This is a genomic window from Rhizobium sp. FG113 (assembly GCF_057809895.1).
This window is the reverse complement of record NZ_JBMDKV010000003.1, coordinates 251,566-271,713: the sequence shown is the minus strand read 5'-3', so window position 1 is coordinate 271,713 and position 20,148 is coordinate 251,566. Positions and strand designations below refer to the sequence as shown.

Sequence of the window (20,148 nt, the reverse complement as noted above, 5' to 3'; positions counted from 1 at the left end):
CTCGATATTCAGGAACCCATAATATTGACTTTTACGTAATAGTCAATTTGTGCAACCCGGTTGCGAGTTGTCTATATGCCAAACCACCAGGTGGCGATCCCCAGAAAAGCAAAGAAGCCGGTGCAATCGGTGACCGTGGTCACGAAAACCGACGAGGCAATGGCGGGATCGGCCCCAACCTTATCCAGCAACAACGGCAAAAGAATGCCGGCGACGGCTGCGGCGAAGAGATTGATGATCATCGCGGAGCCGATGACGAAGCCAAGCTGGTAGTCATGAAACCATGTGGCTGCGATGGTGCCCATGATCACCGAGAACATGGCGCCATTGGCAAGGCCGACCGCCACTTCCCTTCGAATGACGCGGCCGGCATTGTATATATCGAGATCGCCGGTCGCGAGCGCGCGAACGGTCACCGTCATGGTTTGCGTGCCGGCATTGCCGCCCATGGAGGCGACGATCGGCATCAGCACGGCAAGCGCGATCATCTTCTCGATGGAGCCGTCGAACAGGCCGATGACGCTCGCCGATAGAAGTGCTGTGCCAAGATTGATCACCAGCCACAGGAAACGCGACTTGACCGTCGAGAAGACGTTGTCCGACAGCTCTTCATCGCCGACACCGCCGAGGCGCTTGATATCCTCGTCGGCCTCTTCGTGGATGACGTCGACAACGTCATCGATGGTGAGCACGCCGACCAGCCGGTCGTTCTCGTCGACGACGGCGGCGGAGAGAAGGTCGTATTGCTCGAAGAGCTGCGCCGCCTCTTCCTGGTCCATTTCGGCCGGGATCGGGTGGTTGGTCTCGCGCATGATCGTTTCGATCTTGTTCTGCCGCTTGGTGCGCAGGATCTTGTCGAGATCGATGGCGCCGAGCAGCTTGAACGTCGGATCGATGACGAAGATCTGCGAAAAGGAATCGGGCAGGTTTTCCTCGTCGCGCATGTAGTCGATCGTCTGGCCGACCGTCCAGAACGGCGGCACGGCGACGAACTCCGTCTGCATGCGGCGGCCGGCGGAGCTCTCGGGATAATCGAGCGCCCGGCGCAGGCGAACGCGCTCGGTGAACGGCAGCTGTGCCAGGATCTCGTCGCGGTCTTCCTGATCGAGATCTTCCAGAATGTAGACGGCGTCGTCCGAATCGAGCTCGCCGATCGCGGCTGCGATCTGCTCGTTCGGCATCTGGTCGACGATCTCGCGGCGGATCGCCTCGTCGACCTCCGTCAGCGCCGTCATGTCGAACTGGTCGCCGAGCAGGCGAACGAGTGCTAAGCGCTGATCGGGCTGGATCGATTCCAGCAGGTCGCCCAGTTCCGATTCGTGCAGGCGTGCGACGTGCTGTCTGAGGAAGATCGTATCGCGATCGGCGATGGCCGCGCCGACAAGCACCAGGAAGTCGCTGCGGACGTTTCCGTTCTCGTCGTAGAGGTCGGCTTCGCTGTCCTCCGGACGCGTGCGGACGAGCTCTTCTGCGTCGTTCGTCATCTTTGCCGCCCTCGCATCTCTTTCGAAGTTTAGAACGCTTCGATACGCCGGAATTCAACCCGTGCTAGCCGAAAGACATGGGAACGTCCAGCGTTAAACCGTTCATACGGATGACAATTCGCCAGTCGGGAGATAGTTTCGGCGCATCTGAAATCAGGAGAGGTTTTCGTGACCGTCCGCCCCATTCTACGCTTCCCTCACCCCGGTCTCAAAACGCCTTGTGCGCCGGTGACAGCCTTCGACGACACATTGCGCACGCTTGTCGCCGACCTTCTCGACACGATGCGCGCGGCGCCCGGCGTCGGCATCACGGCGGCGCATATCGGCGTATTCGAGCGTGTGACCGTCATCGAGCTTAGCCGCGAGGATGGGGTGCGGGTTTACGTCAATCCGGAGATCATCAAGGCATCCGATGAGACCAGCCGCAATACCGAGGGCAGCGTCTCGATGCCTGGCGCCACCGACGAGGTGATCCGGCCGAACGCGGTGCGGTTTCGCTATCAGGATGTCGATGGAAACACCCACGAGGAGGATGCGGAGGGCTTTCTCGCCATCTGCATCCAGCACGAGATCGACCAGCTCGACGGGATTTTCTGGCTGCAGCGTCTGTCGAAGCTGAAGCGCGATCGGTTGGTGAAGAAGTGGGAGAAGGCCGGCGGCTGAACCGGCCGGATTACATTTCGACCGGCGCGGGCAGCGGCTTGCGCGCAGGCTCAGGGGCGGCGATCTGCGAGGCCAGTTCTTCCGGCGTCACGAGGCCGCCCGAGATCAGAAGCTTCGCGGCGTCCTCCGGCGACATGTCGAGCAGCACGATCTTTTCGCGCGGCACGAAGATCAGGAAGCCCGCCGTCGGCACCGGGGTCGGCGGCAGGAAGACGCTGACCATGTCGTGGCCCATGGCGTTGAACTTCGAGGCGATCTCGCCCTTCGCATCCGTCGCGATAAAGACCATCGCCCAGAGGCCCTGGCTTGGGTACTCGATCAGCCCGACCTTCTTGAAGGAGTTGCTGCGCTCCTTGAGCACCGTCTCGAAGATCTGCTTGACGCTCTTGTAGATGACGCGCACCAGCGGCACGCGGCGCACGAGGGACTCGCTGAACATCACGATCTGCTGGCCGATCAGGTTCTTGCCGAGAAAGCCGATGACAGTGATGATGATCAGGCCGATCAGCAGGCCGGAGCCGGGAACGGCGAAATTCAGATAGTTGTCGGGATCGTAGCGCGCCGGAAGATAGGGTTTCACCCAGCTATCGGCCCAGCGCACAACCGACCATGTCAGCCACAGCGTGATGGCGATCGGCGCGCAGATGATGATGCCCGCCAGAAAGTTGTTTCTGATGCGCGACGCGACCGACAATCGGGGCAGTTTTTCCGTCATCGTATGCCGACGAACTCCGTTGAGTTTAGCTGCGATCGGAAATCAGTGCCCCCGTGCTTTCCGTGCCAAAAACTGCCAGAATTCGCCGCGCCGCACAAGCCTCGGTCGGCCGGCCTCACTCGACCGTGACCGACTTGGCGAGATTGCGCGGCTGATCCACATCGGTGCCCATGAAGACCGCCGTGTGATAGGCCAGAAGCTGGATCGGCAGCGAGAAGATCATCGGCGCGATGATCTCGTCGACATTGGGCAGAACGATCGTCGCCATGGTCGGCAGCTTGGAATGCGCGGCACCCGCTTCATCGGTGATGAAGATGATGCGGCCGCCACGGGCAGCGACTTCCTGCATATTCGACACGGTCTTTTCGAAGAAGCGGTCGTAGGGCGCGATGACGATGACGGGCATGTTCTCGTCGATCAGCGCGATCGGGCCGTGCTTCAATTCGCCGGCCGCATAGCCTTCGGCGTGGATGTAGGAGATTTCCTTGAGCTTCAGTGCACCTTCCATGGCAAGCGGATAGCTGGTGCCGCGACCGAGATAGAGCACGTCCTTGCACTTCGACAATTCGCGCGACAGGGTTTCCATCTGCGGCTGGATGGCGTTTAGCACGCGGCTCATGATGCGCGGCATCTCGGCGAGATGGCGTACCAACTCCTTTTCCTGATCGGAGCCGATCGTGCCCCTCGCCTTGCCGGCGCCGAGCGCGAGCGATGCCAGAACGGCGAGCTGGCAGGTGAAGGCCTTGGTGGAGGCGACGCCGATTTCGGGACCCGCCATGATCGGGAAGATCGCATCCGATTCACGGGCGATCGTTGATTCCTTGACATTGACGACGGCGCCAATCTTCAGGCCGTTGTCCTTGCAGTAGCGCAGCGACGCCAGCGTGTCGGCGGTCTCGCCCGACTGCGAGATGAAGAGTGCCGCCTGCGTCGGCGACAAAGGCATTTCGCGGTAGCGGAACTCGGAAGCGACGTCGATCTCGACAGGCAGGCGCGCATAGCGCTCGAACCAGTATTTGCCGACGAGACCAGCGAGATAGGCGGTGCCGCAGGCGGAGATGGCGAGACCCGTCACCGACTTGAAATCGATCGCCGCCGCGTTGGCGCTGATCGTGTTGCTGGCGAAATCCACATACTGGCTGAGCGCGTGGGAGATGACCTCCGGCTGCTCGTAGATTTCCTTTTCCATGAAGTGACGGTGATTGCCCTTGTCGACGACATAGGCAGTCGTCTGCGAGATCTGGCGCGGGCGCGAGACTTCGTTGCCGTCGAAATCGAGAATGGTCGCGCCGTCCTTGGTCAAAACCGCCCAGTCGCCATCAACGAGATAGGTGATCTCGCTGGTAAAGGGCGACAGCGCGATCGCGTCGGAGCCCAGGAACATTTCGCCCTTGCCGTAGCCGACGGCGAGCGGCGGGCCGGAGCGCGCCGCCATTATCGTGTCGGGATCCTTCTGCAGCATGACGGCCAGCGCGTAGGCGCCAGTGATGCGGTTCAGCATCTTCATCATCGCCGCGCGCGGCTCGAGGCCCTCACCGAGATACTTCGCGACAAGGTGCGCCACGACTTCGGTGTCGGTCTGCGTTTCGAACACCGCGCCTTCGGCGGTCAGCTCGTCACGCAGTTCTGAGAAGTTCTCGATGATGCCGTTGTGGACGACGGCGACGCCCTTGACGAAATGTGGGTGGGCGTTGGTTTCGTTCGGAACGCCGTGCGTTGCCCAGCGGGTGTGGGCGATACCGGTCGTGCCGGGCAATGGCTCGGCGTCGAGGCGCTTTTCGAGATTGAAGAGTTTGCCTTCGGCGCGGCGGCGGTCCATGGCGCCATCGTGGATGGTGGCGACGCCGGCGGAATCATAACCGCGATATTCGAGCCGCTTCAGCGCATCGACCAGACGCACCGCCACAGGGCTGTTACCAACGATACCAACAATACCACACATAAAGAAATCCCCAGAGCCAGCAATCAATTGCAGGCAGTCGTAACAATTTTCACTTTTTACTCAATCGGCCCGGCGGTCACTTTCGGTGACCGCACGTTACGAAGGCAATCAGGGTTTCGCCTTCTTGGCGGCCTTCTTCGCAAGTGCCAGTTCGCGCAGGATGGTGGCACGTCCAGGCTTGATCTCCTGGCGCGCGCGTCCGAAGGCCAGAGCGTCGGCCGGTACGTCATTGGTGATGACGCTGCCCGACGCGATATAGGCGTTGTCGCCGATGCTGACGGGCGCCACCAGCGAGGAGTTCGATCCGACGAAAGCGTTTGCGCCGATGATCGTTTCGCTCTTATTGACGCCGTCATAGTTGCAGGTGATCGTGCCCGCGCCGATATTGGCGCCGGCGCCGATGCGGGCGTCGCCGATATAGGTCAGATGGTTGACCTTGGCGCCCTCGCCCACCTTGCCGTTCTTCACTTCGCAGAAATTGCCAACCTTGGAGCCTTCAGCCAGATCAGCACCCGGCCGCAGGCGCGCGAACGGGCCGACCGTTGCACCGGCGCTGACATACGCGCCCTCGATGTGCGAGAATGCATGGATGATGGCGCCGCCATCGATCACCACGCCGGGGCCAAAGACGACGTTCGGCTCGATCAGTGCATCCTGGCCGATGACGGTGTCGTACGACAGGAAGACGGTTTCGGGGGCGATCATCGTCACGCCCGAGATCATCAGTTCGTGGCGACGGCGCTCCTGCCAGAGCCGCTCGATGACGGCGAGCTCGGCGCGGTTGTTGGTGCCGGTCATCTCGACCTCGGGGGCATCGACGGCGGTGACGCGGCCGCCCTGCGAGCGAGCGATCTCGACGAGATCGGTCAGATAATACTCGCCCTTGGCATTGCTGTTGCCGATCAGCGCCAGAAGTTCCAACGCCTTGCGGCCGTTGATGGCCATAAGGCCGCTGTTGCACCAGGTGACGGCGCGCTCGGCGTCGGTTGCATCCTTTTCCTCGCGGATGGCGATCAACTCACCGTCCTTGACCAGCAGGCGACCATAGCCGGTCGGCCTGTCCGTATGGAAACCGATAACGACGATATCGCTGCCCTCTGCCAGCGCCTGCCGTGCTGCCTTGAGCGGCGCTTCCGTCTGCAGGGGAACGTCGCCGTAGGTGACGATCACATCGTCATAGCCGCGCGCAATGGCTTCACGCGCTGCGAGAACAGCGTGGCCGGTTCCGAGGCGTTCCTTCTGGAGATAGGCTTCGATCTCGACACCGCCGACCGCGGCGGCCTTGGCGACCTCGTCAGCGTCACGACCGACCACGAGTGCGACGGCGCCGATATCGGTCTTGGCCACGGCTTCGACGACATGGGCGATCATCGGACGGTTGGCCACCGGGTGGAGAACCTTCGACTTCGACGATTTCATTCGCGTGCTGTCACCCGCGGCGAGAATGACGGCAAGACAAGTGCGTTCCATGGTCTGCTCCCAAGAATCCGTTACAGGCGCGTTGCCGCCTCATAGCAGCAACTCGATAACGGAACAAAGATCAAAAAAGGATTAGGCCGATACCTTGGTCATTCCGGCATAGGCGTCGTGGACGTGATCGCGGCCCTCGACGATGACCGCCTCCATCGCTGAACGGGCCGCCGGCACATCGCCCGCCGCGATCGCCTTGACGATGCGCATGTGTGTCTCTGCGATGTTCGAGAAGCCGTTCTGTGAAGGTGGCGTGCTGATGCGGAACATGCCGACGAGTGCGGCCTCGATCAGGCTTCCGAGCGTGTGCATGAAAGGATTGTGCGCTGCATCGGCGACAGCGAGATGGAACTCAAGATCGGCCATCGCGAGGCTCTCGGTCGTATGATCGGGCGCTGCCATCTCCTTGGCGAGATCGGTCAGGAGCGCGATCTCCTCAGGCGTTGCCCGCTCGGCCGCCAGACCAGCCGCGAAAGGCTCGACGGCCAGTCGGATATCGTAGAGTTGCAGCAGGAACTCCTCGGTCACGTCGTCATCAAAGTGCCAGGCGATCACCTCGCTGTCGAACATGTTCCACTGGCTCTTTTCGGTGACGCGGGTGCCGACGCGCGCCTTGGCGACGATCATGCCCTTGGCGGCCAGCGTCTTCATCGTTTCGCGAAGAACCGTGCGGGACACCTTGAAGCGCTGCGCAAGCTCGATATCGCCAGGGAGAATGCTCCCGACGGGATAGGTGCCGGCGACGATGGAGCGGCCGAGTTCGTCCACCACCTGTGCGTGGCTGGTGCGAGATCGGCGTTGTGTCTTCCCGGTGTCCAGAATTCTATTGCGCAAGCCACGACCCCCGTCAGGCATACCTCTTGTTCAAACTCGAGAGGAACAGGATGGCCTTCTGCATCAGGATGAATGCAAAAAGCAGCAGGCCGATCAGTATCTTCGTCCACCAACTGGAGAGTGTTCCATCGAAGGTGATGTAGGTCTGAATCAACCCCTGTATCAGGAGCCCGATAAAGGTCCCTGCTACAAATCCCGCTCCACCCGTCAGCAAAGTGCCCCCAATGACAACCGCCGCGATGGCATCGAGTTCGACACCGACAGCCGCCAACGAGTAGCCGGCGGACGTATAGAGGGAAAAAACGATTCCGGACAGGCCGGCAAGGAAGCCGGAAAGCGCATAAATCTGAATTGTGGTGCGACCAACCGGCACACCCATCAACTGCGCCGTGTGCGCCCCGCCGCCTAGCGCGTAAACGTTGGTGCCGAAGCGGGTGCGGTGCGCGATGAAGATGCCGACGGCGAAAACCAGGAGCATCACGGCGCCGATCAAAGTGAGTCGGCCGCCGCCCGGCAGCTTGTAATAGAGACCTGACAGCGTGTTGTAATAGTCGTGGCCGATCGGGATGCTGTCGATGGAGAGCACGAAGGCCATGCCGCGCGCCAGGAACATGCCGGCAAGCGTGACGATGAAGGCCGGCATCTGCAGATAATGGATCACCGCGCCCATCGCTGCCCCGAAGGCGGTTGTGATGACGAGCACCAGCGCGAAGGCGACCAGCGGATGGATGCTGGTGTTCTGCAGGATGACGGCGAGGAACACGCCGGTGAAGGCAATGACCGAGCCGATCGAGAGGTCGATGCCCCCAGAGATGATCACGAAGGTCATGCCGACGGCGGCAATGCCGAGGAAGGCGTTGTCGGTCAAGAGGTTGCCGACCACGCGCGTCGACAGCATGCTCGGATACTGCATGGCGCAGACGGCGTAAGAGAGGATGAAGATCACGATTGTCGCGAGAAGCGGCAGGTATTTCGAATTCATTTCTGCAGTTCCCCTCTCGGGCTGGAGCGACGCCCTACAAAGACGGCTGCCGATTGCACGGCCGGCGACTGGATCACCAGGATGACCAGAACGATCACCGCCTTGATGATGAGGTTGAACTCCGGCGGGAAGCCTGAGAGCAGGATGCCGGTGTTGACCGCCTGGATGATCATCGCGCCGATGAGCGAGCCGACGATGCTGAAGCGGCCGCCGAGCAGCGAATTGCCACCGACGACGACCGCGAGGATCGCGTCGAGCTCGAGCCAGAGGCCGGCATTGTTGGCGTCGGCGCCCTTGATGTCGGCGGCGACGATGATGCCGGCGATCGCCGCGCACAGCCCGCTCAGCATGTAGACGGCCATCAGGAGCACCGGCGTACGGACGCCTGACAGAGTGCTTGCGCGGCGATTGATGCCGGTTGCCTCGACGAGCATGCCGAGCGCGGTACGGCGGACAAGCAGCGTGACCAGAACGCCAACAACCAACCAGATGACGACGGGCATCGGCATGAAGGCGAAGGAGCCGCTGCCGAAGAAGATCAGACCGTCATCGTTGAAGGTCATAATCACGCCTTCGGTGATCAGCTGCGCGATGCCGCGACCGGCAACCATGAGCACCAGGGTGGCGATGATCGGCTGGATGTTGAGGACCGCCACGAGGAAGCCGTTCCAGACGCCGCATGCGAGACCGATCAGCAGCGTCAGCACCAGCGTCCAGGCGAGCGAGTTGCCTGCGACGATCGACGACGCGGCAACGGCGCCGCAGATGGCGATGACCGCGCCGACGGAGAGGTCGATGCCCTTGGTGGCGATGACGAGCGTCATGCCGATCGCAAGCAGCGCTACGGGAGCGCCGCGGTTCAAGACGTCGATCAAGCTGCCGTAGAGCCGGCCATTTTGAATTGTGACATTAAAAAACTGGGGGAACATTATGAAGTTCAACAGCAATATGACTGCAAGCGCGATCAATTGCGGTGCCAGGCGGATGAGCAGCGCCTTCTGTGACGACGTCATGCGTCCTCCGTCTTTTTCTGCACGGCGGCGATTGCCTGGACGATGCGCGACGTGCTGACGTTCTCACCCGTCAACTCCGCCACATGCTCGCGGTCCCGCAATACCAAAATACGTGAACTGTAGGCGATAAGCTCTTCTAATTCCGATGAAATAACGATCAGCGACATGCCCCGTTCGCAGAGTTCCTCAATCAGCCTGATGATCTCGGCATGAGCGCCGACATCGATGCCGCGGGTCGGCTCGTCGAGGATCAGGAAATCAGGATTGGTGGCCAGCCAGCGGGCGAGGATCGCCTTCTGCTGGTTCCCGCCTGACAGCAGACGGATCGGCTTTTCGCGGTCGGTGGTGCGGATGTCGAGCGCCTTGATGTACTGGTCGGCGAGCGTGTTCTGCTCGCCGCGCGACAGCGGCCGCGCCCATCCCCGGCGCGCCTGCAGCGCCAGCGCGATGTTCTCGCGGATCGAGAGATCGCCGATGATGCCATCGGTCTTGCGATCCTCCGGGCAGAAGCCGAAGCCGGCGCGGATCGCCGCGCGCGGATTTGAAAGCGCCACCGGCTTGCCGTCGATCTTGGCGGTGCCGCTATCGGCATTCTCGATACCGAAGAGAAGTTCGGCCGTTTCCGTGCGTCCTGAGCCAAGCAGACCGGCGACACCGACGACCTCGCCGACGCGCACATTCAAGTCGAAGGGCTTCACCTTGCCGCGTTTGCCATATCCCTCGAAGCTGTATTTCACCGGCCCGGCGGCGACGCTGCGTTCCTTCACGGCAGCTTCCGCATGCGCCAGCTCGTGGCCGAGCATCATCGAGATCAGGCCCTGGCGCGGCAGTTCGGCCTTCTCGCGGGTGCCGACCAGCTTACCGTTGCGCAGCACCGTGATGCGGTCGCTGATATCGTAGACCTGCTCGAGGAAGTGGGTGATGAAGACGATGCCGAGGCCGCGTTTCTTCAGGTCGCGCAAGATGCCGAAGAGCATGGCCACTTCCTGCGCGTCGAGACTTGCCGTCGGTTCGTCGAGGATCAGCACCTTGCCGGAGAGATCGACGGCGCGGGCAATGGCCACGACCTGCTGGACGGCGACGGAGAAGCGATCGAGCTGCGCGGTGACGTCTATCTCCATGCCATATTGTCGCAGCAGTTCGCGCGCCTGGCGGTTCATGGTGGAAACGTCGATCATGCCGAAGCGCTTCGGCTGGCGTCCGAGGAAAAGATTTTCGGCAACGCTCAAATTGGAAAGGAGATTGACCTCCTGATACACCGTTCCGATGCCAAGCCGCTGCGCAGCAAGGGTATCAGCCGGATCGATCTCGGCGCCATCAAGCGTGAGGCTGCCTTCGTCGCGGCGATAAGCACCGGTGATGCACTTGATCAGCGTCGATTTTCCGGCGCCGTTTTCACCCAGCAGCGCGTGCACTTCGCCCTTGCGAAGGGTGAAATCGACTTTGTCGAGAGCGACGGCTCCGGGGAAGAATTTCGATATGCCTGATGCGGCAAGGACGTTCTCGAAATTGTGAATCATCAAGTGGGCTTTTCCTGATATTGACCGACATGGCCTGATAGCAACCCGACATGATGTCTGGCAGCGTTCGCGGCAGTTCCGCACCGGTCCATGATGGACCGGTGCGGTTCATGCGTCAGATCAGTAGCCGAGGCCCTTCTTGGACTCGTAGACCTTCTTCGGATCGTCAGCCTGGGTATAGAGCTTCGATTCGGTCTGGATCCACTTGGCCGGAGCCTTCTTGTCCTTGAGGTAGGCGTCGAGCGCATCGAATGCCGGGCCTGCCATGTTCGGCGTCAGCTCGACGGTCGCGTTGGCTTCGCCCGCTTCCATAGCCTTGAAGATGTCAGGAACGGAGTCGATAGAGACGACGAGGATGTCCTTGCCCGGCTTCAGGCCGGCTTCCTTGATCGCCTGGATACCGCCAACAGCCATGTCGTCGTTATGGGCGTAGAGGGCGCAGATGTCCTTGCCGCCGTTCTCAGCCTTCAGGAAGCTTTCCATGACTTCCTTACCCTTTGTGCGGGTAAAGTCGCCGGTCTGGCTGCGAACGATCTTGAAGTTCGACTTGCCGGCAATGGCTTCCTCGAAGCCCTTCTTGCGGGCGATGGCCGGCGAAGAGCCGGTGGTGCCCTGGAGCTCGACGATGTTGCACTTCTTGTCGGCAACGGTCTTCACGAGCCAGTCACCGGCAACCTTGCCTTCATGCACCTGGTCGGAGGTCACGGCCGTCAGGTAGAGATCCTCAGGCGCCTTGATCGTGCGGTCGAGCAGGATGACCGGGATGTTGGCTTCCTTGGCTTCCTTCAGAACCGCGTCCCAGCCGGTTTCAACAACCGGTGCGAGCAGGATGGCGTTGACGCCCTGGGCGATGAAGGAGCGGATCGCCTTGATCTGGTTTTCCTGCTTCTGCTGGGCATCGGCGAACTTCAGGTCGATGCCACGCTTCTTGGCCTCTTCCTTGGTGACGGTTGTCTCAGCAGCGCGCCAGCCCGATTCCGAGCCGATCTGCGAGAAGCCGACAACCAGTTCGGCGGCCTGTGCCGAGCCGAACATGCAGGCAGCAAAAACCGTGGCACTCATGAGTGCTGTCTTGAATTTCATGATTTCCTCCAAAAGCCGCCTCCCGCGGCACGCACTAGGAAAATCATATAGTATTACTTTTGTAAATGCACTTTCTGGTATGCAATGCAGCAAAAAAGGGCGCCCGAAACGAGCGCCCTTTCGCATGTGCTAACAGTGAGAAATGCTCACTTCGGCAGCTTGTCGTCCACGCCTTCGACGTAGAAGTTCATGCCGAGCAGCGTGGCATCGTCAGCCTTCTCGCCAGCCTTCAGCCACGGGGTACCGTCCTGCTTGTTGATCGGGCCGGTGAAGGGGTGAATCTCGCCCGACTTGATCTTGGCTTCGGTATCCTGCGCCATCTTCTTCACGTCGTCAGGCATGTTGGTGTAGTCGGCCATCTTGAGGATGTTATCCTTCAGGCCGTCCCAGCTCTGCTCGGACTTCCAGGTGCCGTCGAGCAGCGCGTGAACGCGCTTGGAGTAGTAGTTGCCCCAGGTGTCGACGATTGCCGTCAGCTGCGCCTTCGGGCCGGCCGCGATCATGTCGGAAGCCTGGCCGAACGCATGGATGCCGCGTTCTTCGGCAACCTGCATCGGGGCCGTCGTGTCGGTGTGCTGCGTGAGCACGTCAACGCCCTGGTCGACCATGGCCTTGGCGGCGTCGGCTTCCTTGCCCGGGTCGAACCAGGTGTTCACCCAGATGACCTTGAGCTTGAAATCAGGATCGACAGACTTGGCGCCCTGCTCGAACGAGTTGATGCCCATGACCACTTCCGGGATCGGGAAGGAAGCAATGTAGGCGGCGCCGTGGTTCTTCGAGGTCTTGGCAGCGATCTGGCCGAGGATGTAGCGGCCTTCGTAGAAGCGCGAGTTGTAGGTCGCAAGGTTCGGGCCGGATTTGTAGCCGGTGCCGTGCTCGAACTTCACATCCGGGAACTTGGCGGCAACCTTGACGGTGGCGTCCATGAAGCCGAACGACGTCGTGAAGATCAGCTTGCAGCCGGAGCGGGCGAGACGCTCGATGGCGCGCTCTGCATCCGGGCCTTCAGGAACGTTTTCGAGATACGGCGTGTCGATCTTGTCGCCGAATTCCTTCTGGATCTGCTGGCGGCCGAGGTCGTGCGCCTGCGAGTAGCCGCCATCGGTGTGCGAGCCGACGTAGACGAAGCAGACCTTGGTCTTGTCGGCTGCCTGGGCGGTCGAGCCGACGCTCAGGATGGCAGCTGCCGAAGCGGCAAATGCGAATGCTAGTCTTTTCATGGTAACCCCTGTGGTTTGGAATTTCTGAGTTCGTTTGTTCTTGTTCTATCGTTCCGGGACGAATGGTTTTCCCAGGGACGCCGGCGTGTTGATCAGCGTCGTGCGCCGATTATGAGAAATGATGACGAGAACCACAATAGTGGCCGCATAAGGCAGCATCGACAGGAACTGTGCCGGAATACCGATACCGAATGCCTGGGCATGCAGCTGCAGGATGGTGACCGCGCCGAAGAGATAGCCGCCGGCGAAGACACGCCACGGACGCCATGAAGCGAAGACCACCAGCGCCAGCGTGATCCAGCCACGGCCCGACGACATGTTTTCCACCCATTGCGGCGTATAGACCAGCGACAGCTGCGCGCCGGCAAGCCCCGCGCAGGCGCCGCCGAACATCACGGCAAGATAGCGGGTGCGGATGACGCTGATGCCGAGCGCATGCGCCGAGCCGTGGCTGTCGCCGATTGCGCGCAGCTTGAGGCCGGCGCGGCTGCGAAACAGGAACCAGCTGACGCCGAAGAGCAGTGCCAGCGACAGGTAGAAGGTCAGATCCTGCTTGAACAGCACCGAGCCGACGAAGGGAAGGTCGGAGAGATAGGGTACGACGATCGGTGCGAGCCGCACGCCGGGCACGCTGACATAACCCTCGCCCAGCATGCCCGACAGGCCGAGGCCGAGGATGGTGAGCGCCAGACCTGTTGCCACCTGGTTCGCAACCAGCGTCAGCGTGAGGAAGGCGAAGAGCAGCGAGAAGATGGCGCCCATGGCAATGCCGGCCAGAAGGCCGATATAGGGCGAGCCGGACATCTGCGCGCCGGCGAAGGCCGCGACGGCGCCCATGATCATCATCCCCTCGACGCCGAGGTTCAGCACGCCGGAGCGTTCGGTCACCAGTTCGCCGAGGGCTGCGATGACGAGCGGCGTCGAAGCGGTGATGACCGTCAGCAGGATGGCTTCGAAAATGCTCATGCGACGCCTCCCCGGACACGCGACCAGACGATGCGGATCTTGTAGGCGATCAGCGTGTCGCAGGACAGGACGAAGAACAACAGCAGCCCCTGGAAAACGCGGGTAACCTTGTCGGAGACACCGATCGACAGCTGCGCCGCTTCGCCACCAAGATAGGTCAGAGCCAGCACCAGGCCTGAAGCGATGATGCCGAGCGGATTGAGGCGACCAAGGAAGGCGACGATGATCGCGGTGAAGCCGTAGCCCGGCGAGATCGCCGGCTGCAGGTGGCCAATCGAGCCCGAGACTTCCGAGATGCCGGCGAGACCGGCCAGCGCGCCCGAGAACAGGAAGCTGAACCAGATCATCTTCTTCGACGAGAAACCGGCGAAGCGCCCTGCCCGTTCCGACTGGCCGAGCACGACGATCTCGAAGCCCTTCAGCGTGTATTTCAGCATGAACCATACGAGGATCGCGGCAATGATCGCGAAGATAAAGGCCCAATGAGCACGGCCGGATTCTTCCCAGATCGCCGGCAGCACCGCTTCGGGCGGGAAGGAGACGCTTTCGGGGAAGTTGAAGCCGGCGGGATTGCGCCAGGCGCCGCGGATCAGCCAATCGAGAAAGAGCTGCGCGATATAGACCAGCATCAGGCTGGTCAGGATTTCATTGGTGTTGAAATGCGCCTTGAGCAGCGCCGGGATGCCGGCGAATAGCGCTCCGCCGAGCGCACCCATGATCAGCATCAGCGGCAGCACCAGGGACGAGTGCCACTCGGTGAACAGGATCGGCAGGATCGAGCCGGTGATCGCGCCCATGGTGAACTGGCCTTCGGCGCCGATGTTCCAGTTGTTGGAGCGATAACAGACCGCTAGGCCGACGGCGATCATGATCAGCGGGGCGGCCTTGATCGCCAGTTCGTGCAGCGACCAGACTTCGAGCAGCGGTTCCAGGAAGAAGGCGTCGAGCGCCTCGATCGGATCCTTGCCCAGGATCTCGAACATGATCGCGCCGGCAACCAGCGTCAGAATGAGCGCCAGCAGCGGCGAGACGAGACCGTAGAGCTTCGACGCTTGCGGACGCTTTTCGAGTTCAATGCGCATGCGTGGTCTCCGGCGCGGTCTTGCTTTCATGCAGGCCGCCCATCAGCAAGCCGATCTTCTCGCGCGTCAGCTCGCCAGCCGGGAATGGCGACGACAGACGTCCCTCGGAAATGACGGCGATTTCGGTGGCGACCTCGAAAATCTCGTCCAGATCCTGGCTGATGACGACAACCGCCGAACCATTGCGGGCGAGATCGACGAGGGCCTGGCGGATGCGGCTGGCTGCACCGGCGTCCACGCCCCAGGTCGGCTGATTGACGACGAGGACGGCCGGCTGGCGGTCGAGCTCGCGGCCGACGATGAATTTCTGCAGGTTGCCGCCCGAGAGCGACCCGGCTGCGGGATCCTCGCCGCTCTTGCGAACATCCATTTCCTCGGAGATGCGCTTCGTCGCGTTCTTGACGGCGCTACGGCGGATGATCTTGAGGAAACCGCCCGACAGAAACGCCTTGCGGTCGGATTTGCTGCGGGCAAGCACGAGGTTGTCGGAGAGCTTCATTGCCGATACGGCGGCGTGGCCATGGCGCTCCTCGGGCACGAAACCGGCGCCGAGCAGGCGGCGGGCGGTGATCCCTTGGGTTCCGACCGGCTTGTTGCGGATGACGACGGCTTCCGGCTTTGACACCGGATATTCGCCCGACAGCGCATCGAATAACTCGCCCTGCCCGTTTCCGGCAACACCTGCGATCGCAAGGATCTGCCCGGAACAGACGGTCATCGACACGTCCTTCAGCGGCATGGCGAAGGGCGTGCGCGGGGCGACGGAGAGGCCGGAGACAGCAAGCTGGACCGGACCCTTGGCGCCGCGATCGGGGTGCGTGACGGATGCCACGTCGTTGCCGACCATCATGCGCGCAAGCGAGGCCGGCGTTTCGTCGGCCGGTACGCAGGCGCCGGTGACCTTGCCGTGACGCAGAACGGTGGCGCGGTCGCAGATGCGCTGCACCTCTTCCAGACGATGGCTGATGTAAAGCACCGAGCGGCCCTCGGCCTTGAGCTTGAACAGCGTCTCGAACAGCTTATCCGCTTCCTGCGGCGTCAGCACCGAGGTCGGCTCGTCGAGAATGATCAGCTTCGGGTTTTGCAAGAGCGCGCGGACGATCTCGATGCGCTGGCGCTCGCCAACGGACAGATCGGCCACATGGGCGTGCGGGTCGAGCGGCAGGCCATAGGCCTGCGACAGCGCCCTCGCCTCCTCGGCGATCTTGCCGATCGGGATGCTGTCATCGAGAGAGAGCGCAATGTTTTCGGCAACGGTCAGCGCCTCGAACAGAGAGAAGTGCTGGAACACCATGCCGATGCCGAGCTTGCGCGCGGCTCCGGGCGAGCCGATCGCCACCGGACGACCTTCCCACACGATCTCGCCCTCGCTCGGTTCCAGGACGCCGAACAGCATCTTGACCAGCGTGGATTTTCCCGCGCCGTTTTCGCCTAGCAGTGCATGGATTTCGCCGGGAGCGATATCGAGGTCTATGTGGTTGCAGGCAGCAAAGCTGCCGAAGAGCTTTGTCAGTTTCTGGACGGACAATAACGCGCCTGATGCCGGCACAGTCGATGACGACACTTTCCCCTCATTTCCCACTGCCGACCTGCCCCTTCAGGATCATTCTGGGATCAGCAGCGTCGCTCCGGTCGTTTTTCTAGCTTCCAGTTCCGTATGGGCTCGCCCAACCTCGCGCAACGGATAGGTCTGATTGACATTGATACGCACTTTGTTGCTCAAAACAACATCAAATAATGCGTTTGCACAATCAGTTAGCTCACCCCTCGTGGCGATATAGGTGAAAAGCGTCGGACGGGTCGCAAAGAGCGAGCCCTTCTGCGCCAGCAACGCAAGGGTGAAATCCTCAATCGGGCCGGATGACTGGCCGAAGGACACGAACATGCCCAGGCGCTTCAGGCAGTCGAGCGATTGCGGGAAGGTGTCGCGACCGATGGAATCGTAGACTACGTCGACGCCCTTGCCGCCCGTGATCTCCGACACGCGTGCGACGAAATCCTCGGTGTTGTAGTTGATGACGTGGTCGTAGCCATGCTCGCGTGCCAGCTCGGCCTTGGCGTCCGAGCCGACCGTGCCGATGACGGTCGCGCCGACCGCCTTGGCCCACTGGCCGGCTATCAGGCCGACACCGCCGGCGGCGGCGTGGAAGAGCAGCGTGGTGTCAGGACCAACCTTGAAAGTGCGGTTCAGCAGATACTGTGCCGTCATGCCCTTCAGCATCATGGCCGCGGCTGTATCGAGCCCGATGCCATCGGGCACGGTGACCAGATGCCTGGTCTCGATGTTGCGCTCGATGCTGTAGGCGCCGTCGGAGCCGGCATAGGCAACGCGGTCGCCGACCTTGAAATCCGAAACGCCGGGACCAACCGCCGTCACGGTGCCGGCAGCTTCCTTGCCCAGAACGAAGGGCATATGCGGCGCCTTGTAGAGGCCGGTGCGGAAATAGACGTCGATGAAATTAAGGCCGATCGTGGCGTGCCGTATCTGCACTTCGCCGGCGCCGGGTGGCGGCAGGTCGATATCGACATAATCGAGAACCTCGGGACCGCCGGTCCCATTCAGCACGACGGCCTGTGTCTTCGTCATTCCTGTTCTCCTAGCCCAATTCTCCTATGCACGGCGTCCCAGCGCCGGCAGGAACTGCAGCACGGCGCCGATGCAATAGAGATAGATACCGCTCAGAACGAAAAGAACGAGCGCCCATTGCGGCACGACGAAATGCATCAGCAGCGCATAGATGCCGAGCGCCGACCACAGGAAGAAGATGCCGAGATTGAGCGGACGCAGGCGCTGGACGCGCACCGGATGCAGGAAGTTGATCGGCAGGAAGGTCAGGATCACCGAGACGGTGACGACGACGAGCGCCGTCGTGGCGCTGGCATCCATGACGAAAAGCGTGAAGACGATCATGTTCCAGACCACAGGGAAGCCTGAGAAGAAATACTCCTCCGTCTTCATCCCCATGTCCGCGTAATAGATGGCGCTCGACACGACGATCATGCCGGCAGCCACGAAGGACCATGGCTCGCCGATCATGCCGCTCTGATAGAGCGCGAATGCCGGCAGCAGGACGTAGGTGACATAATCGATGATGTTGTCGAGCGTATCGCCCGACCAGTTCGGCAGGACTTCCTTGACCTTGACCTTGCGCGCGATCGGTCCATCGATACCATCGACCAGAAGCGCCAGCCCCAACCACCAGAACATGTCGACGAAACGATGCTCGGCGGCGGCGACGACGCCGAGGAAAGCAAGGAAGGAACCGGAGGCCGTCAAAATATGGACGGAAAATGCGCGCATTTCCGCGTAGGGTACGCGCTTGTAATTGAAAATCTTCATGTTTCCCCGAGTTGCCATAAGCAATCCGCACCCCCGAGGCGCGATTTCGGCCTAATATGCATCCTTTGTCAGGCTTCGCCAGAGCAAAAGCGAATGATGCACATCGGGTTTCCCAAACCTGACGATAACATGCATATTTCATGCAACTCGCCACAGAGGGAATGGAATACCTTTAATCCGCCGCCTATTTGTAATATCTCGCTCGCATCGAATTGATGATCGACGAACTACGGGATCCGATACCGCAATGAACGCCCCTGCAAAGACCGAAGAATTCGCAGCCCCAATCCCTGCCGGCGTATTCGCCGAAACCGTTCTCAGCGTCACGCATTATACGGACAACCTGTTCCGCTTCACGATGACGCGTCCTGAAGGTTTCCGCTTCCGCTCTGGCGAATTCGCGATGATCGGTCTCATGGTCGACGGCAAGCCGATCTTCCGCGCATACTCGATCGCCAGCCCCGCCTGGGCCGAAGAACTCGAATTCTTCTCGATCAAGGTTCCCGATGGTCCGCTCACCTCGCATCTGCAGGCGATCAAGCCCGGTGACCAGGTGCTGATGCGCAAGAAGCCGACGGGCACGCTGGTGCTCGACGCGCTGACGCCCGGCCGTCGTCTCTACATGTTCTCGACCGGCACCGGCATCGCGCCCTTCGCGAGCCTGATCCGCGATCCGGAGACCTATGAGAAGTTCGATCAGGTCATCCTGACCCACACCACGCGCAACATAGCCGAACTGAAATACGGTTTCGATCTGGTTCATGAGATCCAGAACGACGAGCTCCTGCAGGAAGTGGTCGGTGACAAGCTGCTGCACTACGCAACGGTCACGCGCGAGGACTTCGAGTATCGCGGTCGCATCACGGACCTGATCTCGTCCGGCAAGCTGTTCACCGACCTCGGCGTTCCCAAGCTCGATCCCGAGATCGACCGCGGCATGATCTGCGGCTCTTCGGCGATGCTGAAGGACACGAAGGAACTGCTTGAGAAGGCTGGCCTGCAAGAAGGCGCCAACAGCAAGCCGGCGCAGTTCGTCATCGAGCGCGCCTTCGTCGGCTGATCGCCCCATCACATCCTTCGAACAACGGCTCCGGAAACGGGGCCGTTTTCATTTCTGCCCGAGGTAATCGATCAATGTCGTCATCGCCTTGCGCGCTTCAATCGCCTTGCCCTGCTGGATTGCGCGGATCACGGCGACGTGCAGCGAGATCGACCGGTCCATGCGCTCCGGGCTTGCCTTCGAATACCAGAGCCGGCGCGAATGGGTCTGCACCGGGCCGAGCGCCGAGGTGATGAAGGCATTGGGACAGGATTCTTCGAGAATCTCATCAAATGCCTTGTCGGCCGCGAAGAAGCCGGCGAGATCGCCGCTGACGGCGCAATCGTTCATGGCGCGCGCGCATTCCACAAGCTGGTTGCGCTGCCCGTCGGTCGCCTGTTCGGCAACGAGTGCGGCGGCGATCGGCTCAAGTTCGCGGCGAACCTGCATGACATGGGCGTGGTCGGTCGGCTTGATCTCGGCGATCTGCAGGCCGACGCGCGGCTTCACCACGATCAATCCCTGCCAGGCCAGCTTCTGGATCGCCTCGCGTACCGGCGTACGGCCGTGTCCCGAGAGATCGATCAGCTGCTTTTCATTGACGAGCGCACCAGGTGTCAGTGCCAAGGTCACGATGGCATGTTCCAGCGCCAGATAGGCAAGATGGCTCTGTGAGGAGTTCGGCATCGCGGATCCGTGATTCGAGCTGATATATCATAAGCCCCGCGTTAACGGATTCAATGGCAGGTTGCCATGATATATTAGGCGGCAGCGGGAGCCGTTATTTTACAGCGG

At 61.3% G+C, this 20,148-nt stretch carries 18 protein-coding genes; 2 read left to right on the top strand and 16 right to left on the bottom strand.

The annotated features are described in order from the left end of the window. Positions 1-71: 71 nt before the first annotated feature. The gene (gene mgtE / locus ACODTZ_RS11565; RefSeq protein WP_489025843.1) at positions 72-1,484 is read right to left on the bottom strand and encodes a magnesium transporter; all 1,413 of its coding nucleotides are present in this window, start codon (positions 1,482-1,484) and stop codon (positions 72-74) included. A gap of 168 nt (positions 1,485-1,652) precedes the next feature. Here mgtE and ACODTZ_RS11560 point away from each other — a divergent pair, with 168 nt between their 5' ends. Beyond that, positions 1,653-2,147, top strand: coding sequence for a peptide deformylase (locus ACODTZ_RS11560; protein WP_489025841.1), 495 nt, complete (start codon positions 1,653-1,655; stop codon positions 2,145-2,147). A 10-nt stretch (positions 2,148-2,157) separates the two neighbouring features. On the opposite strand, the gene ACODTZ_RS11555 is transcribed toward ACODTZ_RS11560, so the two are convergent. From ACODTZ_RS11555 to pcsA, 14 genes are all read right to left on the bottom strand, one after another. After that, the gene (locus ACODTZ_RS11555) at positions 2,158-2,862 is read right to left on the bottom strand and encodes a DUF502 domain-containing protein (RefSeq protein WP_026283275.1); all 705 of its coding nucleotides are present in this window, start codon (positions 2,860-2,862) and stop codon (positions 2,158-2,160) included. A gap of 115 nt (positions 2,863-2,977) precedes the next feature. Next, positions 2,978-4,804 carry a glutamine--fructose-6-phosphate transaminase (isomerizing) gene (glmS, locus tag ACODTZ_RS11550; protein ID WP_489025840.1) on the bottom strand — a complete coding sequence of 609 codons (1,827 nt, stop codon included), beginning with the start codon at positions 4,802-4,804 and terminating at the stop codon, positions 2,978-2,980. 108 nt (positions 4,805-4,912) lie between these two features. Beyond that, positions 4,913-6,274: a bifunctional UDP-N-acetylglucosamine diphosphorylase/glucosamine-1-phosphate N-acetyltransferase GlmU gene (gene glmU / locus ACODTZ_RS11545; protein WP_489025839.1), complete on the bottom strand. Its 1,362-nt coding sequence runs from the start codon at positions 6,272-6,274 to the stop codon at positions 4,913-4,915. A gap of 81 nt (positions 6,275-6,355) precedes the next feature. Beyond that, positions 6,356-7,129, bottom strand: a complete 774-nt coding sequence (locus ACODTZ_RS11540) for a FadR/GntR family transcriptional regulator (RefSeq protein ID WP_489025837.1) — start codon at positions 7,127-7,129, stop codon at positions 6,356-6,358. Further along, positions 7,122-8,090: a galactofuranose ABC transporter, permease protein YjfF gene (gene yjfF, locus ACODTZ_RS11535; protein ID WP_047510358.1), complete on the bottom strand. Its 969-nt coding sequence runs from the start codon at positions 8,088-8,090 to the stop codon at positions 7,122-7,124. The genes ACODTZ_RS11540 and yjfF overlap by 8 nt, the downstream gene beginning before the upstream one ends. Further along, complete coding sequence (locus ACODTZ_RS11530; protein ID WP_489025835.1) at positions 8,087-9,103, bottom strand: ABC transporter permease; 1,017 nt, start codon at positions 9,101-9,103, stop codon at positions 8,087-8,089. Before ACODTZ_RS11530 ends, yjfF begins: the two co-directional genes overlap by 4 nt. Then, positions 9,100-10,623, bottom strand: coding sequence for a galactofuranose ABC transporter, ATP-binding protein YtfR (gene ytfR, locus ACODTZ_RS11525; RefSeq protein ID WP_489026211.1), 1,524 nt, complete (start codon positions 10,621-10,623; stop codon positions 9,100-9,102). The genes ACODTZ_RS11530 and ytfR overlap by 4 nt, the downstream gene beginning before the upstream one ends. A gap of 120 nt (positions 10,624-10,743) precedes the next feature. Then, entirely contained in the window at positions 10,744-11,706 is a 963-nt protein-coding gene (ytfQ, locus tag ACODTZ_RS11520) for a galactofuranose ABC transporter, galactofuranose-binding protein YtfQ (RefSeq protein ID WP_112945640.1), read from the bottom strand. A 146-nt stretch (positions 11,707-11,852) separates the two neighbouring features. Continuing rightward, the gene (locus ACODTZ_RS11515) at positions 11,853-12,926 is read right to left on the bottom strand and encodes a BMP family ABC transporter substrate-binding protein (RefSeq protein ID WP_489025833.1); all 1,074 of its coding nucleotides are present in this window, start codon (positions 12,924-12,926) and stop codon (positions 11,853-11,855) included. 45 nt (positions 12,927-12,971) lie between these two features. Continuing rightward, positions 12,972-13,892, bottom strand: a complete 921-nt coding sequence (locus ACODTZ_RS11510) for an ABC transporter permease (protein ID WP_047510348.1) — start codon at positions 13,890-13,892, stop codon at positions 12,972-12,974. Then, complete coding sequence (locus ACODTZ_RS11505; RefSeq protein ID WP_489025831.1) at positions 13,889-14,974, bottom strand: ABC transporter permease; 1,086 nt, start codon at positions 14,972-14,974, stop codon at positions 13,889-13,891. Before ACODTZ_RS11505 ends, ACODTZ_RS11510 begins: the two co-directional genes overlap by 4 nt. Continuing rightward, the gene (locus tag ACODTZ_RS11500; RefSeq protein ID WP_489025829.1) at positions 14,964-16,538 is read right to left on the bottom strand and encodes an ABC transporter ATP-binding protein; all 1,575 of its coding nucleotides are present in this window, start codon (positions 16,536-16,538) and stop codon (positions 14,964-14,966) included. Before ACODTZ_RS11500 ends, ACODTZ_RS11505 begins: the two co-directional genes overlap by 11 nt. A 39-nt stretch (positions 16,539-16,577) precedes the next feature. Then, positions 16,578-17,561 (bottom strand): quinone oxidoreductase family protein, encoded by a 984-nt coding sequence (locus tag ACODTZ_RS11495; protein WP_489025827.1) that lies wholly within the window; start codon positions 17,559-17,561, stop codon positions 16,578-16,580. 24 nt (positions 17,562-17,585) lie between these two features. Beyond that, positions 17,586-18,314 carry a phosphatidylcholine synthase gene (pcsA, locus tag ACODTZ_RS11490; protein ID WP_018899946.1) on the bottom strand — a complete coding sequence of 243 codons (729 nt, stop codon included), beginning with the start codon at positions 18,312-18,314 and terminating at the stop codon, positions 17,586-17,588. A 247-nt stretch (positions 18,315-18,561) separates the two neighbouring features. Between pcsA and ACODTZ_RS11485 the strand changes: the two genes are divergently transcribed. Then, on the top strand, positions 18,562-19,374 hold the full coding sequence (locus ACODTZ_RS11485) for a ferredoxin--NADP reductase (RefSeq protein ID WP_489025825.1): 813 nt from the start codon (positions 18,562-18,564) through the stop codon (positions 19,372-19,374). Between the two features lie 48 nt (positions 19,375-19,422). Here the strand turns inward: ACODTZ_RS11485 and ACODTZ_RS11480 are convergent, their stop codons facing one another. After that, positions 19,423-20,040: a GntR family transcriptional regulator gene (locus ACODTZ_RS11480; protein ID WP_489025823.1), complete on the bottom strand. Its 618-nt coding sequence runs from the start codon at positions 20,038-20,040 to the stop codon at positions 19,423-19,425. Positions 20,041-20,148 lie beyond the last annotated feature (108 nt).

Bases quoted from the DNA above. Each gene is read 5' to 3' on its own strand.
- mgtE (WP_489025843.1), bottom strand. From the start codon at position 1,484: ATGACGAACGACGCAGAAGAGCTCGTCCGCACGCGTCCGGAGGACAGC.
- ACODTZ_RS11555 (WP_026283275.1), bottom strand. From the start codon at position 2,862: ATGACGGAAAAACTGCCCCGATTGTCGGTCGCGTCGCGCATCAGAAAC.
- glmS (WP_489025840.1), bottom strand. From the start codon at position 4,804: ATGTGTGGTATTGTTGGTATCGTTGGTAACAGCCCTGTGGCGGTGCGT.
- glmU (WP_489025839.1), bottom strand. From the start codon at position 6,274: ATGGAACGCACTTGTCTTGCCGTCATTCTCGCCGCGGGTGACAGCACG.
- ACODTZ_RS11540 (WP_489025837.1), bottom strand. From the start codon at position 7,129: ATGCCTGACGGGGGTCGTGGCTTGCGCAATAGAATTCTGGACACCGGG.
- yjfF (WP_047510358.1), bottom strand. From the start codon at position 8,090: ATGAATTCGAAATACCTGCCGCTTCTCGCGACAATCGTGATCTTCATC.
- ACODTZ_RS11530 (WP_489025835.1), bottom strand. From the start codon at position 9,103: ATGACGTCGTCACAGAAGGCGCTGCTCATCCGCCTGGCACCGCAATTG.
- ytfR (WP_489026211.1), bottom strand. From the start codon at position 10,623: ATGATTCACAATTTCGAGAACGTCCTTGCCGCATCAGGCATATCGAAA.
- ytfQ (WP_112945640.1), bottom strand. From the start codon at position 11,706: ATGAAATTCAAGACAGCACTCATGAGTGCCACGGTTTTTGCTGCCTGC.
- ACODTZ_RS11515 (WP_489025833.1), bottom strand. From the start codon at position 12,926: ATGAAAAGACTAGCATTCGCATTTGCCGCTTCGGCAGCTGCCATCCTG.
- ACODTZ_RS11510 (WP_047510348.1), bottom strand. From the start codon at position 13,892: ATGAGCATTTTCGAAGCCATCCTGCTGACGGTCATCACCGCTTCGACG.
- ACODTZ_RS11505 (WP_489025831.1), bottom strand. From the start codon at position 14,974: ATGCGCATTGAACTCGAAAAGCGTCCGCAAGCGTCGAAGCTCTACGGT.
- ACODTZ_RS11495 (WP_489025827.1), bottom strand. From the start codon at position 17,561: ATGACGAAGACACAGGCCGTCGTGCTGAATGGGACCGGCGGTCCCGAG.
- pcsA (WP_018899946.1), bottom strand. From the start codon at position 18,314: ATGAAGATTTTCAATTACAAGCGCGTACCCTACGCGGAAATGCGCGCA.
- ACODTZ_RS11485 (WP_489025825.1), top strand. From the start codon at position 18,562: ATGAACGCCCCTGCAAAGACCGAAGAATTCGCAGCCCCAATCCCTGCC.
- ACODTZ_RS11480 (WP_489025823.1), bottom strand. From the start codon at position 20,040: ATGCCGAACTCCTCACAGAGCCATCTTGCCTATCTGGCGCTGGAACAT.